Genomic DNA, 16,404 nt, shown 5'->3' with positions numbered 1-16,404 from the left:
ACCGAGGTCATCGGAACGAGGCGACGACGGATGCCGGAATGGCAGCCTGACCTCCAATGACATGCACGGCGACGCCGTACTCTCGAATCAGCGCGAGCAGGTACTTCTTGGTGGCTTGCGTCAGCCCCTCAGGCGAGCTCAGCAGCAGCGGAGCGCATGACTTGCCAAGCATCGGTGCTGCGCTCAACGCATCCATCGAGCTCGCCAACGCCGCGAGACCGACCACCGGGGTGCCGTGACACTGCGCGCCTGGCCCGGCTTCGGACCCGCCAATGGCGAACTTCGCCACGGCGATCGCGGTCGCATATGGATCTGTTCCGGCCAGACGAGTGACCTGAAGCCCCAGATCGGCGATGGTCTGGGCTGTACCGGCGTCCACGGCAGCCTCGTTGCCCACCAAGATGGCATGGGTGACCGCGCCCGAGGCCAGATACGCCTCGACATCGGGATGCAGGCGATCGGAGCGCGTCAACAGGACTGGGTGTCCGCCGCGCGCTGCGACCGGGCCAATCGAGATGCCGTGTTCGTGCGACACGCCGCTGATCACGAATGCGACCCGGCCGAAGCCCCTGAGCCAGCCCCCGGATCCGAGACGGCGGGCCGCTGCCGCGGAGGTCGCGTAGCGGTCAGAGCCAGAGACGCGTTCCACAGTGACGCCGGGGCTTAAACCTGCCAAGGTCGAGGCCAGCACGGCCGCTTCGCCGCCGCCGACCACGACCCTTCTGGCACCGGTCTGGGACAAGAATTTCAGCGCGTCGCTGCCGAGTCCATCCTTGGGGACGAGCACAATCGACGCGCGCAGCCGTCCCGCCAACCCTGCAGCAGCCATCGCGTCAGCCCAGCTTTCGCCCGACACCAGCACAACGGTGCTTCCGCTGGTGTCGCGCGCCACCCTTCGCGCTATCGCCAACGAGGTCGCATAGCGATCTGGGCCGCTGAAGCGCGTGATTGTCGGGCGAAGATTCTGTGGCGCTGGAATCTGGCGAACATCTCGATTCGATGTAGTTGGCGACGTGGATGGCGGTGCGGTCGGGCAGGTGCCTGCCTTGGCGCCAGTTTCATACGCAATCGTCAGCTCGTCGACGTGGCGGCACGCCCCATAGCGGTTCTTGGCACGAACGCGCACGGCGTAGGACTCGCCCGTCACCAGCATTTCTGAGGTCGAATCGATCGTGTGCTGAGTACTGCTCCCACTGACGGAATCGCGGTCTTGGTCTTGATACCCGGCTGCGCCGAGCGGCTTCCAGGAGACGTCGTATCCCGTGACGCGATCTCCGCCACGATCGACCGGCGCGTCCCACAGCACAGATATGCCGCCATCGTTGACCTCCAGGCAGAATTCTCGAGGTTCCGAGGGCGGATGGCTTCGCAACCGGATGGTCTGCTCGTCCGAGTCGCTCTGGCCGGCGCTGTTTGTTGCCGCGACCCGCACCGTGTAGGCCGCACCGTCGTCTAGTCCCGGAATGAGGTAGTCGAGCACGGAGCCGGCCTGGCTGTCCACAAGCGATGCCGGCACGTCGATCCGGACTTGCCGATCGGCGATGCCGTAGCTGCTGCCCGTCGGCCAGGCGTCCGTGCCCGTTTTCCACTGCAAGGTGTAGCTCGTGACCGGGCTGCCGCCGTCTCCGGGAACCGTGTCAGTGTCCGGCGGCTCATACCACCAGACGATGCCGACGCCGTGACCTCCTGCTGATCGGTAGGTATCCGGCGGTTGTGGCGCCACTGACGGCGATGGATCGGCGGGCGCGGAATACGTCACTGACGGCGGCGAGGCTGCATCCGTCGGCGATGCTGACAGCCACGGTGTGAAGCGACCCGCATTCAGTCGGGTGTGGAATGCGGCAACCCGCACCCGGTAGGAGGTCCCGTTCGTCAGGCCGGAGATGGTGTGGGACAGACTGGAGATCCGATCCTCAAGGTCCGTTAGATCAACCGGCTCACCGGCACCGTTCAGCTCCTGCCATTCCAGCCGGTAGCTGTCAGACTCGCCGCCGCCGCCGTCGCTCGGCGCGCCCCACGTCGCGGTGATTGTCCCATCACCTGGCGCCAGCGTGAAATCAGTCGGCGGCATCGACAGCGTGGAGACCGTGTCGGGGGCCCTCAGCTTTCCGAAGTCGCTGAAATTCGAGGACTCAGCCCACGGTCCCATGCCGTCATCACTTACTGCTGCAACACGCGCGTGGTAATCGGCACCGCTGGTGAGTCCGGTGATCCGATACCACAGGTTCGACAGATCAGTGATCTCGACTTGCCGGTGTGCATCGCCAAAGTCGTTGCCGGTCGGCCAGCCCTCACTCGCGGTCAGGTTGCGCCATTGCACCCTGTACTTCGTGACCGACGATGCGCTGCTGTCGTCAGGTGCCCCCCACAGCACGGTGATCGTGCTGTGGTTCGCGAACATCCGCGCTGCGTACGGCTCGGACGGCACGGTCGCGGTTTGCGCTGCGACGGCCGGGATCAGTACCAGACTCGAGAACAGGAATGCGATGGTCAGCACTGCGCCACATGCGCGCCTCATGCGAGGGGGGGGGGGGGTCTGACAGACAAATCCTCTGCATGATGAACTCCTCTGCGCACCGCGCGGCAAACATGAATGCAAATGTCTATCAGCATGAGATTGATTCATTGCGGAATCCCTCGGTACGCCGCGAATCGACGACCAGGAGGGCTCACGATTCCGCCAAGTCGCGGTGGTCGGCTGTCGGCGGCCATGAGATCCTGCCCAGTGGCGGCCATGTAGCTGCCCGCTGGCGGCCGACGGTTCTGCCCAGCGGCGGCCAACAGAACTGCCCGCGTTGAAGTCCATTTCCCGTCGGGGTGCACCGCGGCGGGGTGCTCCTCCTACTCGAATAGCCGGTCACCACAACCGTGACCATCGAGCAGGAGGAGCAAGTGAAGTCTCGCGAGGAAATCATGAACATGTTGGAAGCGTTCGACCTGACTGGGTCGTTCCGGGATGCCGGCGAGCTGGCCGGTTGTTCGCATCACACCGTCGCCGCGTATGTGGCTGAGCGCGACGAGGGTCGGCTGGGGGGTGTGGGCCCGGTGCGGCGGAAACGGATCATCGATCCGTGGCTGCCGAAGATCGAGGAGTGGGTGGAGCGCTCCTGTGGCAAGATCCGCGCCGATCGTTGCCACGCCAAGCTGAAAGCGTTGGGGTTCGAGGGTTCGGATCGCACGGTGCGCCGAGCAGTGGCGGAGGCCAAGAAGAGCTTCCGGGCGGGTCGGCGGCGGGTGTATCGGCCGTGGATCCCCGAGCCGGGCATGTGGGCGCAGTGGGACTGGGGCGCGGGCCCGGTCATCGCCGGGCGGCGGACGAATCTGTTTTGCGCGTGGCTGGCGTGGTCGAGGTTCCGGGTGGTGATCGCGACCTGGGACCGCACCCTGCCCACGGTGATCGCCTGTGTGGATCGGGCGATGCGAGCCTTTGGCGGCGCTGCGACGTATTGGCTCACCGACAACGAGCGCACGGTCACGATCGACCACGTCGCCGGGATCGCCGTGCGCCATCCGGAGATCGTTGCGGTCGGCGGCCACTACGGCGTGACGGTCGCGACGTGTGTGCCGGCGGACCCTGAATCCAAAGGCGGCAGCGAGGCGACGGTGCGGGTCGCCAAGGCCGACTTGGTGCCAACCGACGCGAACCTGCGCGGCGACTACGCCAGTTGGGCCGAGCTGGTCGAGGCCTGCGAGGCGTTCACCGCTGAGGTGAACGAGCGGGTCCATCGGGTGACCCGGCGGGCGCCGGTGGAGATGCTCACCGAGGAACGGCACCGGCTGCACGCGCTGCCCGAACGCCCATACACGGCAGCGCTCGGGGAGACCCGGAAAGTCTCTTGGAGCTCCACGGTCAGCTTCGGCGGCGTGACCTACTCGGTCCCGCACACCCTCGCCGATGAGACGGTGTGGGTGCGCGTCGACGGTGACCAGGTCGTCGTCACCCACTGCGCACCGTCAGGCCCAATCGAGGTCGCCCGCCACCAGAGTTCGACACCCGGGCATCCGATGATCGACGACGCCCACTACCCGCCACGCCCGGCTGGGCCACTGGCGCGGCGTCCGAAGCCGACGAGCGCGGCCGAGACCGAGTTCCTCGCCATCGGAGACGGCGCCCGCACCTGGCTCGTTGAAGCAGCCGCCGCGGGCACGACCCGCATGAAGGTCAAGATGGCCCAAGCCGTCACCCTTGCCCGCCTCCACGGCCAGGTCCGCGTTGATTGGGCGCTCGGCCACTCCGCGATGTTCGGCCGCTTCGCAGACGGCGACCTGGCCTCGATCCTGGCTGCTGACCCGCCCGGACAACCCCGGCGCGCCGATGACGCGCACTCGCTGCAGCCCGGCACCGCCGCTTGGGGTCGCCTCGGAGGCGACCGATGAACCCAGCGCCGATCGACGAGGTCGTCGACTTGCTCCGCGCCCTGCGCCTACCCCACATGCGCGCCGCAGCACCGGACCTGTTGGCCACCGCCAAGGCACAACGCTGGGAACCGGCCGAAGCAATGAGGGCACTGCTGGCCGAGGAGCTCGCCGGCCGCCAAGCATCCTCAATCCGGGCCCGGCGCAAAGCGGCCGGGTTCCCCACCGGCAAGACCTTCGACATCTGGGACGGAACCGTCAGCTCGATCCCGGCGCCGACCCAGCGGGCGCTACGCACCCTGGAGTGGATCCACCGCCACGAGAACCTCGTCGTGTGCGGACCATCAGGCACAGGCAAGACGCACTTCCTTGAAGCGCTCGGCCAGGCCGCCGTCGATGCCGGCCACAAGGTGTCCTGGTTCAGTCTCGAGCACCTCGGCGCGCTCGTGCGCCGCCACAGCGCCGACGACACCGCCGCCAAGGCCATCCGGCGGATCATGCGCTCCGACGTCATCGTGATCGACGACATCGGCCTGCTCCCAGTCACCACCGAGACCGCCGAGGCGCTCTACCGGGTCGTCGACGCCGCTTACGAGAAACGCTCCATCGCCCTGTCGAGCAACCTTCACCCCGCCGGGTTCGACGAACTCATGCCCAAGACCATCGCCAACGCCACCGTCGACCGGCTGCTCCACCACGCCCACGTCGTCATGACCGCCGGCGACAGCATCCGCCTCACCCAAGCCACCGCCGGCAAGGGGGTGACGCCACTGACCAACTGACCCACGGGCAGAACACCTGGCCACCACCGGGCAGTTCTGTTGGCCACCAACGGGCAGTCCTGCTGTCCGCCACTGGGCAGATCCCACTGGCCCTTGACAGTCGGCACCAACGGTGACCGCCATCAGACATCCATCGACTATCGCGACGGATGAAAAGCCCGGGGCCCCTATCCGCTAGTGCTTTAGGTGCGGTGTCGCCAGAGTCGCGCCACCCCCGAGGCCGCCCGGTAGATGCCGCGGGGGCCGATGGGACCAGCCTTGCTCGCCAGCAGGTCGGTCGAGACGCGCATGGCCAGGTTCCCCATCCGGGGGGAGCGGATCGCCAGCTGCGTCAGCTTCCGCATCAAACCGGGCTGGCCGAGCGCGCGCGTCGTCAGCCGTCCGAGGTGGTGGTACCGCTGCCAACGGGCAGCCAGCGCGGCCTCGTAGTGCCGCAGCTCGAGACCGTCGTCGGCGTCGAGTGCTCGTCCGATCACCTCAGCAGCCAGCCGACCCGTTGTCAGCGCCGGACCGATGCCATCGCCGTTCCAAGGGTTGACGCTGCCAGCCGCATCGCCGACCACCACCCAATTCGGCCCCGAGCGCGGGCGCACCGATCCTCCCATTGGGAGCCGGCCACCCGCCGGCGCGGAATGCGGTCCAGCGCGGTCGATCTCCCAACGATCAGGAATCTGGGTGGTCCATTGCTCAAAGAGGCGTTCGAGCGAGATGGCCTCGTTGCCGTAGTGATGGCTGAGCAGACCCACGCCCACATTCGCGGTGCCATCGCCGACCGGGAACACCCAGCCATAGCCCGGCAATTGGCTGCCTGCATGATCGGTGAGTGCGAAGACCGACTCGATCCACGGCTCGGCATGGCGCGGCGTGGGGTAATACGCGCGCATCGCCAAGCCCTGCGCGTAGGTCCGGGTTCGCACGGTTCCGAGCGCCCGGCCGAAGTTCGAGCGCGGCCCGTCAGCGATCACCACATAGCGGGCATGCGCGACTACCGGCCCTTCGGGCACACTGCCCGCGCCGGTGGCGATCGCAGTGCATCCCCGCAGGTGACCATCGGTTATCAGCGGAGCCGTGACCTCTGTACCCGTCAGCACGCGTGCCCCCGCCGATTGTGCACGGACCGACATCAGCGCATCCAATCTCGGCCGGCGCACGACGATGCCATAGCCAGGCGACGGGCCCCCTTTGGGCCACGTCACCTCGAGACTCTGACCGTGGGCGGTGATGCGCAGCCCACGGTGCCGGTGCCAGCGCGCGGCGCTGGGATCGCAGCCCATGTCGATGAGCTCACCCACTGCGACCGGAGTCAGCGCATCGCCGCACACGCGCTCGCGTGGATGGCTCGCGCGTTCGATGAGCACGACGTCACGCCCCGCGCGCGCCGACCAGTAGGCGGCAGCACAGCCGGCAGGCCCGCCTCCGACGACGAGCACGTCGCACGCCAGTGATTGGGTCACGGTGTCTGGGTCAAGGTGTCTGCGTCACGGTGTTTGGGTCACGGCCACGGTGCCCGGCGGAACGGGGCCCGGCAGGCGCGCCGCAGCGCTGGGAACTGGGCCTCAGTGGCCGCCGCCCTCACCGGAATCGGAGCCGCCGCCGCGGTGTTCCCACTCGGCGTCACGCTCAGCCGCGACTTCATCGCTGATTTCTTCACCGCCGATGACCTCGCGGACGTAGCGCGCGACCGAGTACAGCTGGTGCTCGCTGAGCACTTCGCCAAATGCGGGCATGTTGGCGGCGTTGTCGCTGCCGCCGGCGATGTGTGCGCCGCCGGGGCGGTTCGGGTCGCCATAGGCCTGCCCCAAGCCGATCCCCTCAGAGCCGACCGAGATCCACTCGATGAACGAATCGTCCAGGCTGGGGAACGTCAGCAGCACCTCGCCGTTCCACAGCGGTCGGCCCACGGCACCGCCTTCGGAACCGGAGCCATCGCCGCCATGACAGCTTGCGCAACGCACTGAGAATGTGGTCGCGCCTTCGGTAATCGCCGTGATCGGCTCGGGGGGCGGCTCGGTCAGCTTCACGTACACGAACGCCCACAGCGGCAGGCAGAACAGCACGGGCAGCACCCAGATCGGAATCCGGTGACGGGTCTGGGCCGCAACCACCCATGCAGCGTCAGGCGGCGGTGCGGGTTCGATTTCGAGCTTCGCCGCTTCGCGCGCCGCAGCGATCATCTCAGCCTGGCCTGGCGTTGCCGTCGGAGCTCCACCGGCCGCCGGCGCCGCCGCAGCAGCGGCGCCACCGTCCTCGCTGCCGTCGTCCTCGAGCACCCCTAAGGCAATGCGACGTTGTCGCGAGCGCTCCAGCAGGTACTCGGGAACATCGGTCACGGGATCCTCCGCGGGGTTTCCCCCAGGGGTTCTGGCACGGCCGTCGGGGCCAAGTTCGCAGGGCACGATACGCGCCCGAGCGCACCGAGGCGCAAGTCTGCCACGCAGTCACTCCAATGGCGCAGTAGAAGTCAACTCGAATTGCGATGACGGATTGCGGTGACATGGTGGCGACCGCAGGCCGTCGTGCTAGAACATCACGCGCCATAGCCGGGGCGCCGGTAATCTTTGCCCCGGTCTCGTTGCGGCTGACGCACTCGGTACAGCATCGAAAGCGCCAGCTTGCAACAGTCCTGACACGCCGACGACCGAACGCGGGAGGAACGAAAGAGTGGTTGCACTCCTCACCTCGATCCTCGTCACCGCGCTGATGGTTGCAGGCTTCATGTGGTACGGCAAGCGCCGTCCCACTGGCCGTCCCACCACCTGGGGCGAGGCCATGTTGGGGGCGGCCTACGTGTTCATGATGCTGCTGCTGGTCTTCGGGATCGTTCCCGACCGCTGGGTCCGCCTCACCGACAACGAATGGGGCTGGTCGGTCGAGCGTTTCCTGGTCACTGAGGGGCAGTTCATGACGTCTCCGATCACGTTCCCGCCGATGCGCATCGACCTCAAGAAGGTCAGCGACACCGTGGTCGTGATCGAGCACCTTGTGGCCCTCGTCGCCATTCCGCTGCTGTCAAAGTGGTGGCGGCGGCGCGACAGGGCCCAGCCCACCGCCGAGGCGACCTCGGACTACGGCCGTCCCCTCATCAAGGGCAACTGAAAGCGCGAACCCATGGCTGCGAACGACGCAAATCCGCCGATGCCCAAGTTCCGGGACGATTACGTCCTGCATCAGGTCGATGCCACGTATCTCGACGCGGCGGTCAAGCCGAAGCAGTTCATCAATATCGACCAGTCCGAGTGCATCCAGTGCGAGGGCTGCGTGGACATCTGCCCATGGAAGTGCATCTGGTACGTGTCCACCGAGGCGGTCGACGAGGCCGTCGGCGTGGAACTGCCGGGGCTGGATCCCACCGACAACGCCATCTTCATTATCGACGACGACGTGTGCACCCGCTGCGCGCTGTGCGTCGACCGCTGCCCGACCGGCGTGATCACGCTCGGCAGGGTCAGCAACAACCCTCCGCCGTCAGGCGATGTCCACGGCCGGACCCACACCCACGGCTACGCCTACGGAATGCGTCTGTAGCGCCAGCCCCGATGCTTGAACTGCTGCGACAGCAAAGTACCCGGTCGACCTAGATCGAACAGATATGGCGAACGCTCTCGAGTCCCCCAAAACCAAGCCGAACCTGCCGCAGCGTCTCCAGAACGCGCAATCGCAGGCGGCCGATTGGATGCAGGACAGCCAGTTCTGGACGTCGGTCTTCCGCCCCGGTTCGATCTTCCGCAAGGGCTACACCGACAGCCCCCGGAACCGCTCCTACGTCATCATGAACAGCGTCCTGTACCACCTTCACCCGGTAAAGGTGAAGCGGCACGCGGTGAAGGTCAGCTACACGCTGTGTCTGGGCGGTCTCAGCTTCTTCCTGTTCATCCTGCTGACGATCACGGGCATCTTCCTGATGTTCTTCTACCGACCCACCGACACGGCGGCTTGGGCGGACATCGAGAGCCTCCACACGCAGGTTGCGTTCGGCTTGCTCGTACGAAACATGCACCGATGGGCTGCGCACCTCATGGTGCTCACCGTCTTCTTGCACATGGCCCGGGTCTTCTACCACGGCGCCTATAAGGCGCCACGGGAGTTCAACTGGGTCGTCGGCGTGATGCTGCTGCAACTGACGCTGCTGCTCAGCTTCACGGGCTACCTGCTTCCGTGGGATCAGCTCTCGCTGTGGGCGGTGACGGTGGGCACGAACATGATGGGGTTCACGCCCGTTTTCGGTGATCAAGTGCGCTTCGTGCTGCTGGGGGGCCAGCAGATCGGAGCGGAGACGCTGCTGCGGTGGTACGTGCTGCACGTCTTGATGCTTCCTTTTGTGATCGTCATCTTCATGGCGATCCATTTCTGGAGAGTGAGAAAGGACGGAGGTATATCGGGACCCCTGTAGGAACCCTGAACGTCCCGCAACGAACGCCATGACCGAGATCCCGGAACACCTCCTGAGGCGCAGCGCCGAAGCCAAGGCACGCGCCACCGGCGCGCCCGCGCCTGGCGACGCCGCGTCCTCGGCTGCCGCGCAGCCCGATGACGACGACGGTGTCACGATCCCGCGCACACTGCTGGAAGCCAGCCAGCAGCCCGGCGGCGCGCCCGCTGTTGCGGGCATGGCCGCGGGCGGCCCAGCAGCTGGCGGCGGGGGTGTGGCCACCACGCTGCCGCCGCTCATGGCGGGGCCGGCGGGTAACACCCACCGCTTGCTGACGGTGGTCAAGTCGGGCTCGATCCAGGATGTCAAGGCCAGCCCGGGCGACAAGGTCCATGTCTGGCCGCACTTGCTGGCAGCAGAATTCACCGCCGCGCTGTTCATCACGGCCTTCACGCTGGTCTTCTCGCTGTTCATCAACGCGCCGCTGCTGGAACTCGCCAACCACAACGAGACACCCAATCCCTCTAAGGCCCCCTGGTACTTCCTGGGCCTGCAGGAACTGCTCACGATGTTCGATCCGATGATCGCCGGTGTGACGATTCCCGGCGTCGCTCTCGTGCTGCTGGCCTTCGCTCCTTACATCGACAAGAACCCGTCCATGCGGCCGGAGGACCGCAAGTTCGCCATCTCTATCCAGACGATCCATCTCATGTTCTGGGCGGTGCTGGTGATCATCGGCTCGTTCTTCAGGGGGCAGGGTTTCAACTTCACCTACCCGTGGGACACCGGTCTGCACGGCATCTTCCACCTGTAGGAGCACGTCGGCATGTCCACCGGAACGATTCTCGCGATTGCCATCCCGGTCATCGTCGTGCTGGGTGCGGTGGTCGCGTTCGTCTCCCTGCGTCGCCGGGATGCCACCGGACTGGGGCACCTGTCGCGCGAGACACGTCGGCGCGACGAGCTGGCGGCCGCCGCGGCGGGTGAGGCCGCTGCGGGCGATGACGCCGGCGCGTTCGGAGTCAGCTCACAAGCCCGGGAGCTGGAACGCTCAGTTGCACTGGAGCGCCGCCCGGCACCCGTGGCGGTCGACGAGCCTGAGCTGCCGCAGGACTGGGCACCGCCGCCTCCCAACGAGGTGGGCGTCACGCGCCGGCAGTTCCTGAACCGGTCCTCGGTCATTTTGATGGCGACCGGTCTGGGCACCTTCAACGCCGCCATGATTGCCTTTCTGTGGCCTCGTCCGACGCGCGGCTTCGGCGCGAAGGTCAAGATCGGCACGATTGCATCGGTGGACGAGGCCATCGCCTCGTCGACCCCGGCGGCCAACTTCTCGTACTTCTCCGAGGCGCAGAGCTACATCCAGCCGTATCCGACCGACTCCGCAACGCAGTCCAATGCCGAGGCGACCTATGGGGGTGTGGTGCTCGAGGGCATAAGGCTGGGGTACGTCGCACTTTGGCAGAAGTGTCCGCATCTCGGCTGCAAGGTGCCGGTGTGCGGCAGCTCGCAGTGGTTCGAGTGCCCCTGCCACGGCTCGAAGTACAACCGCGTCGGCGAGAAGAAGTCTGGCCCAGCGCCTCGTGGCATGGATCGGTTCCCGGTGACCATCGAGGGGGGCAACGTGTACGTGGACACCGGGAGCGTGTCGCAAGGACCTGCAATCGGCACCGACACCACGGGGCAAGGCCTCGAGGGGCCGCATTGTGCTTGACGTGAGCGGGCCCGGAGCCCTTCAGTTGCTGGCCGCCAGTACGGAGCGGTCCATCGCAATCGTGCTCATGGCCATCGTGGTGATCGGCTGGGCGATCTATGTCTTCGTCAACATCCGTCAGGCAAAGGCGGAGGTGGGCAGCGAGATCGAGCTGGCGCCGAACCGCGGCGTCATGCCCGACGACGAGGAACTCGAGGGCCGCCGGCTGGAGAAGGTGCAGGCCTTGGGTGTGCTGATGCTGCTCATCATGGCGCTGGTGCTCCCGGTGTACTGGATGCTCGAAGGCGGTCGCCGTTCGGGTGCCGAGACGGCATTTTCCGAGGCCGCCGAGAACCGCGGTGAAGCACTGGCAGCCGAGCAGGCGTGCACCGACTGCCATGGCGCCGACCTGGGCGGCGCGCGTTTCGCACCGGTGGTGCTCGACATCGGCCACCAGTTCTCGGACAAGAAGTCCTACGTCATCAACACGACGTGGGAGGCTCCGTCGCTCGACGACGTCTTCACTCGATTCGACACTGATGCCGAGACGCTCGACGAGGTCAGCGAGGTGCGGCAGATCCTCGTGTACGGCCGCGGCGTGATGCCGGCGTGGGGCCTCGACGGCGGTGGCCCCCTCAACGACCAGGAGATCGACGACTTGGTGGCCTGGCTGTGGCGGGAGCGCATCACCGACGAAGAGGCGCAAGAGCGCGCTAGGGCGCGCCTAGCCATCGAGTCGGCAGCGAACCCCGACACGTCCAAGGGTGCGATCCTGTTCGATTTGCATTGCGCGCGATGTCACACGCCTCGCTGGCCTGGCCGCGGTCCCGCGCAGCTTCCGAACAACGGCGGACTGATCGAGGTGAAGCCCGGCCCCGACGGCGCCGGTCGCTACGGCCCGTCGCTCAACGGCGTGAGCCTGGAACGGCTGTTCCCCGAAATAGAAGACCACATCTCGTTCATTTCCGACGGCGCAGCCGACAATGTGCCCTTCGGCGAGTTTGCTCGGCTGGGGAATTACGGCATGCCGGGCTTCCGACGGGTACTGGATGAAGACGAGATCCGGGCCATCGCGGAATACGAGCGCAGCCTCGACCAAGAGAGCCAGGCTGTAATCGGCTTCGAGCTGTTGGACGAAGCGGGAGATGACGAATGATCGCCTCGAACCTTCTCGGGATCGTCCGCTGGGATCCGGTTCTCACCGGCTACCTGGCCGTCATCCTCGCCGTGTCCGTGCTGTGCGGTTCGGTGTACCTGCTGCTGGCCACCAACCTCGGCGTACGTCTCGGATTCCTCGTGGCGTGGACCGGCCTGTGGGGCTGGATGCTGCTGATGTCCATCGTGTGGTGGGTGTTCGGCATTGGGTGGATCGGCAGCCAGCCGGGCTGGAATGTCCTGCAGGTGGCGACCAATCCAGCCGTCGTGCCCACCGAAGAGGTGCAGCAGTTGTCGGCGTACGGGCTCGATCAGATACCCCCCGACTGGACCGTGGTCGACGAAGCCGACGCCCGCTCGACGGCCGACAGCCACGTCGTCTGTAACGACGCCGACCCTCGGCGCTTGCTGGCCGTGAACTCGTGCCTCTTCTCTGCCGCCACCGACTACTTCACCCACCGGGTAGTCGTGACCGGGGGCGAGCGGTATCGCCCGCTCAGCATTCCGGACAACGTGATCACGCAGTACTTCTTCCCGAGTCGTGGACGGCCCAACTACGCGGTCGTGCAGATCCAGCCATTCGCGCCGGTCGCCGACATCGACCCGAACCAGCTCGACGAAGAGGGCGAGGTCATCCTGCCGCAAGCCGAGATTGACGACGACGCGCCGGTGTACTCGGTCGTGATGGTGCGCGATCACGGCAGTGTCCGGCTCCGCCCGGCCTTGCTGTCGATCTTCGCTGCGCTGCTGTTCGGCTTGGGCTGCTATCACCTGCATCGACGGGACCAGGCGATCTGGGCGGTGCGCGAAGCTGCGGGCCAGTGACCGACTGGCCTTTCTTGGGCCAGACTGGGACCGGCATCGAATCGACGACACGCTGAGGGGGTCAGGGGCATGAACAGCGGCTTGGCGGAATACCTGCCGGTGTTGGTGCTCGGCGTGCTCGCTGTCTTGTTCGTGCTGCTCAGCATCGTTGCGTCGCGCTTGCTGGCACCGCAGCGCAGCACCAAAGCCAAGCTGGCGCCGTACGAGTGCGGCATCGTCGACCAGGCCGCCATCCCGGAGCGATTTCCCGTCCGCTTCTACCTCGTGGCGATGCTGTTCATCATGTTCGACATCGAGATCGTCTTCCTGTACCCGTGGGCGGTCGCGAACGCCAGTCTCGGTCTCTTCGGCTTTGTAGCGATGCTGATCTTCGTCGTGATTTTCTTCCTGTCGTTCGTCTACGAGCTAGCGATGGGCGGGCTGGAATGGGGCCCACGCAGACGCCGCGTCCTTCCTCTGCCCCCTGCCACTCGCAGCGGGGTGACCGCCGTGCGCACCGTCGGGCTGACGGGACGTGAGCACGTGCCAGCTGGCGCCGCATGGAGCGGCGCCCCGCAGCACGGCAGCGGGACGGGAGCGGGCTGATGGCGGGCATCGACGACCTCAAGGCGAAACTTGGCATCGACGACGGCCTGGCAGGACTCGGGCACAACGTCTTCACCGCACCGGTGGAAGAACTGGTGAAGTGGGCGCGGCGCCGCAGCCTCATGCCCGCCACCTTCGGGCTGGCGTGCTGCGCGATCGAGATGATGGCGACCGGTACGGCTCACTACGACCTGGCTCGCTTCGGCATGGAAACGTTCCGAGCGTCGCCCCGCCAAGCCGACCTCATGATCGTGGCCGGACGCGTCAGCCAGAAGATGGCACCGGTGCTGCGGCAGATCTACGACCAGATGATGGAGCCCAAGTGGGTGCTGTCGATGGGTGTGTGCGCATCCAGCGGCGGGATGTTCAACAACTACGCCATCGTGCAGGGCGTCGACCAAGTCGTGCCGGTCGACATATACGTGCCCGGCTGCCCGCCGGGTCCTGAAACGCTGCTGCACGCCATCCTTGCCCTTCATGAGAAGATTCGCACCGGCGAGCTGACCCAGCGACGCGCCGAGCGCGGTGGCGGAGCTGCAGTGGCCCTGGCGGCACATGGAGTGCCGCAATCGGCTGCGGCGGCACATGGAGTGCCGCAATCGGCGCAGGCGCATGGGGTTGGCCAGTCGAGCTCCGTGGTGACGCGCTGATGGCAGACGAAGGCGTAGAAGCCGACGACACCGCGCCGCCCGCAGAAGCGGCTGAGCAGCCGACGATGTTCGGCGTGCCGCGCACTGACGAGCGCGGCCAGCAGGTCGTGCATCCGAGCCGTGACGAGTACCTCGATGTAATGGGCATGGCCGCTGCCGACGGTTTCGAGCTGTGCGTCGACGTGTGCGCCACCGATGGGCTCACGAACCGCAGCCGGACCCTGCCGCCGGGCATTGAACCGGAGCGTTTCGAGGTCGTGGTGAACCTGCTGGATCTCCGGGGCCGTCGCCGGTTGCGCGTTCGCACCCAAGTGCCTGCAGACGACCCGCAGGTGCCCTCGGTGGTCGGTCTGTACCCGGGGGCCGAGGCTCCCGAGCGAGAAGCTGCCGACTTGTTCGGCATCAGCTTCAGCGACCACCCCGATCCCAGCCGCATCCTTATGCCGCCGGACTGGGAAGGCCACCCGCTGCGCAAGGACTACGCCATCGGCGCCATCCCGGTGCAGTTCAAAGCGGTCGAAGGCCGATGAGCGCCACGACGGAGACCGCCATCCGCCGGCCGGCCGATGCAGTGCTGCGCATCTCCGAGGACGCCGCTCTGGCTGCCGCCGATGTTTCATCGGCGCAGGCAAGCACAGCCGATGTTGACGAGGGCACTGTTGCTGCCCAGAGCGGCGACGAGCCGATGCTCATCAACATGGGCCCGCAACATCCGTCCACTCATGGCGTGCTGCGCATCGCGATGGAACTGCAGGGAGAGACCGTGCTGCGGTCCAAGCCGATCATCGGCTACCTGCACACCGGGATGGAGAAGACCGCCGAGGACCTCACGTACCTGCAGGGGCCGACGAACGTCACCCGCATGGACTACGCCTCGCCGCTGTTCAACGAGTTGGTGTTCTGTCTCGCGGTCGAGGATCTGCTGGGAACGGAGATCCCGCCGCGAGCCACCTGGATCCGCATGCTCATGTGCGAGCTGAACCGCATGAGCTCGCACCTACTGTTCCTCGCGACGAACGGCATGGACCTCGGCGCACTCGGCATGATGCTCTACGGCTGGCGAGAGCGCGAGGAGATCCTTCGATTCTTCGAGAGCGTCACCGGCTTGCGGATGAACCACAACTACATCCGCCCTGGCGGCGTGGCGGCTGACCTGCCCGATGGCTGGCAGGACGATGTGGAGCACATCTTGGCGGTGCTGCCCGGACGGCTCTTGGAGTTCGACACGTTGATGACCGGCCAGCCGATCTGGCGAGACCGCACTCAAGGCGTCGGCGTCATCACTGCCGACGAGGCCATCGCCATGTCGGCCACGGGGCCGCTGCTGCGCAGCACCGGCGAGGCGTGGGATCTGCGCCACACCATGCCGTACCTGGCGTACGACGAGGTGGAGTTCGACGTCGTCGTAGGTGCCTACGGCGATACGTTCGACCGCTTTTCGATCCGCCTGAACGAGATCCGCGAGTCGATGCGCATCGTCGAGCAGTGCCTCGACAAGATGCCGAAGGGTCCCTACCGCACCGAGGACCGCAAGATCACGCCGCCGCCTCGGGCTCGTATCGACGAGTCCATGGAAGCGCTGATCCACCACTTCAAGATCTTCACCGAGGGCTTCAAGGTGCCGCCCGGTGAGACCTATGTGGCGGTCGAGTCGCCGCGCGGCGAGCTGGGCTGCTATCTGGTGTCCGACGGCGGGCCCAAGCCGCAGCGGGTACACATCCGGGCCCCTTCGTTCGTCAACCTGCAGAGCCTCCCGCATCTCATGTACGGCGGCCTGCTCGCCGACGCCATCGCCGTCATCTCCTCAATCGACCCGATCATGGGGGAGGTCGACCGGTGAGGGTTCGCGACCGCCGCGTAGTTGTTCACCCCACGTCCAACGGTGGGGAGCGACCGGTGAGGGTTCGCGACCGCCGCGTAGTTGTTCACCCCACGTCCAACGGTGGGGAGCGACCGGTGAGGGTTCGCGACCGCCGCGTTGTTCAGGGT

At 66.5% G+C, this 16,404-nt stretch carries 16 protein-coding genes; 13 read left to right on the top strand and 3 right to left on the bottom strand.

What is annotated here, in order from left to right; translation table 11 throughout:
- Positions 1 to 7: 7 nt before the first annotated feature.
- On the bottom strand, positions 8 to 2,497 hold the full coding sequence (locus tag ACPXYO_RS01310) for a fibronectin type III domain-containing protein (protein ID WP_423916041.1): 2,490 nt from the start codon (positions 2,495 to 2,497) through the stop codon (positions 8 to 10).
- A gap of 395 nt (positions 2,498 to 2,892) precedes the next feature.
- Here ACPXYO_RS01310 and istA point away from each other — a divergent pair, with 395 nt between their 5' ends.
- Both istA and istB read left to right on the top strand, forming a co-directional pair.
- Entirely contained in the window at positions 2,893 to 4,377 is a 1,485-nt protein-coding gene (istA, locus tag ACPXYO_RS01305; protein ID WP_423918612.1) for an IS21 family transposase, read from the top strand.
- Entirely contained in the window at positions 4,374 to 5,138 is a 765-nt protein-coding gene (istB, locus tag ACPXYO_RS01300) for an IS21-like element helper ATPase IstB (RefSeq protein WP_423916039.1), read from the top strand. The genes istA and istB overlap by 4 nt, the downstream gene beginning before the upstream one ends.
- A 182-nt stretch (positions 5,139 to 5,320) precedes the next feature.
- Here istB and ACPXYO_RS01295 read toward each other — a convergent pair whose 3' ends face one another.
- Both ACPXYO_RS01295 and ACPXYO_RS01290 read right to left on the bottom strand, forming a co-directional pair.
- Complete coding sequence (locus tag ACPXYO_RS01295) at positions 5,321 to 6,592, bottom strand: geranylgeranyl reductase family protein (protein WP_423916037.1); 1,272 nt, start codon at positions 6,590 to 6,592, stop codon at positions 5,321 to 5,323.
- A 102-nt stretch (positions 6,593 to 6,694) separates the two neighbouring features.
- Positions 6,695 to 7,468 (bottom strand): c-type cytochrome, encoded by a 774-nt coding sequence (locus ACPXYO_RS01290; RefSeq protein ID WP_423916035.1) that lies wholly within the window; start codon positions 7,466 to 7,468, stop codon positions 6,695 to 6,697.
- 331 nt (positions 7,469 to 7,799) lie between these two features.
- On the opposite strand from ACPXYO_RS01290, the gene ACPXYO_RS01285 reads away from it, so the two are divergent.
- The 11 genes from ACPXYO_RS01285 to ACPXYO_RS01235 all read left to right on the top strand — a co-directional run bounded on the left by ACPXYO_RS01285 (position 7,800) and on the right by ACPXYO_RS01235 (position 16,255).
- On the top strand, positions 7,800 to 8,234 hold the full coding sequence (locus ACPXYO_RS01285; protein ID WP_423916033.1) for a hypothetical protein: 435 nt from the start codon (positions 7,800 to 7,802) through the stop codon (positions 8,232 to 8,234).
- A gap of 12 nt (positions 8,235 to 8,246) precedes the next feature.
- Positions 8,247 to 8,663 (top strand): 4Fe-4S dicluster domain-containing protein, encoded by a 417-nt coding sequence (locus ACPXYO_RS01280; protein WP_423916031.1) that lies wholly within the window; start codon positions 8,247 to 8,249, stop codon positions 8,661 to 8,663.
- A 148-nt stretch (positions 8,664 to 8,811) separates the two neighbouring features.
- The gene (gene extP, locus ACPXYO_RS01275; protein WP_423918609.1) at positions 8,812 to 9,528 is read left to right on the top strand and encodes a selenite/tellurite reduction operon b-type cytochrome ExtP; all 717 of its coding nucleotides are present in this window, start codon (positions 8,812 to 8,814) and stop codon (positions 9,526 to 9,528) included.
- A gap of 28 nt (positions 9,529 to 9,556) precedes the next feature.
- Positions 9,557 to 10,321 carry a menaquinol-cytochrome c reductase cytochrome b subunit gene (locus tag ACPXYO_RS01270; protein ID WP_423916029.1) on the top strand — a complete coding sequence of 255 codons (765 nt, stop codon included), beginning with the start codon at positions 9,557 to 9,559 and terminating at the stop codon, positions 10,319 to 10,321.
- 12 nt (positions 10,322 to 10,333) lie between these two features.
- Positions 10,334 to 11,221, top strand: coding sequence for a ubiquinol-cytochrome c reductase iron-sulfur subunit (locus tag ACPXYO_RS01265; protein WP_423916028.1), 888 nt, complete (start codon positions 10,334 to 10,336; stop codon positions 11,219 to 11,221).
- Position 11,222: 1 nt separating this feature from the next.
- Positions 11,223 to 12,356: a c-type cytochrome gene (locus ACPXYO_RS01260; protein WP_423916026.1), complete on the top strand. Its 1,134-nt coding sequence runs from the start codon at positions 11,223 to 11,225 to the stop codon at positions 12,354 to 12,356.
- Positions 12,353 to 13,180, top strand: coding sequence for a hypothetical protein (locus ACPXYO_RS01255; RefSeq protein WP_423916025.1), 828 nt, complete (start codon positions 12,353 to 12,355; stop codon positions 13,178 to 13,180). Before ACPXYO_RS01260 ends, ACPXYO_RS01255 begins: the two co-directional genes overlap by 4 nt.
- 69 nt (positions 13,181 to 13,249) lie before the next feature.
- Positions 13,250 to 13,765, top strand: a complete 516-nt coding sequence (locus ACPXYO_RS01250; protein ID WP_423916023.1) for an NADH-quinone oxidoreductase subunit A — start codon at positions 13,250 to 13,252, stop codon at positions 13,763 to 13,765.
- The gene (locus ACPXYO_RS01245) at positions 13,765 to 14,415 is read left to right on the top strand and encodes an NADH-quinone oxidoreductase subunit B (protein WP_423916021.1); all 651 of its coding nucleotides are present in this window, start codon (positions 13,765 to 13,767) and stop codon (positions 14,413 to 14,415) included. Before ACPXYO_RS01250 ends, ACPXYO_RS01245 begins: the two co-directional genes overlap by 1 nt.
- Positions 14,415 to 14,945, top strand: coding sequence for an NADH-quinone oxidoreductase subunit C (locus ACPXYO_RS01240; protein WP_423916019.1), 531 nt, complete (start codon positions 14,415 to 14,417; stop codon positions 14,943 to 14,945). Before ACPXYO_RS01245 ends, ACPXYO_RS01240 begins: the two co-directional genes overlap by 1 nt.
- Positions 14,942 to 16,255: an NADH-quinone oxidoreductase subunit D gene (locus ACPXYO_RS01235; RefSeq protein ID WP_423916017.1), complete on the top strand. Its 1,314-nt coding sequence runs from the start codon at positions 14,942 to 14,944 to the stop codon at positions 16,253 to 16,255. The genes ACPXYO_RS01240 and ACPXYO_RS01235 overlap by 4 nt, the downstream gene beginning before the upstream one ends.
- Positions 16,256 to 16,404 lie beyond the last annotated feature (149 nt).

Source organism: Candidatus Poriferisodalis sp., assembly GCF_965237655.1.
Classification (GTDB): domain Bacteria; phylum Actinomycetota; class Acidimicrobiia; order Acidimicrobiales; family Poriferisodalaceae; genus Poriferisodalis.
This window is presented reverse-complemented; position numbering and strand designations above follow the sequence as displayed.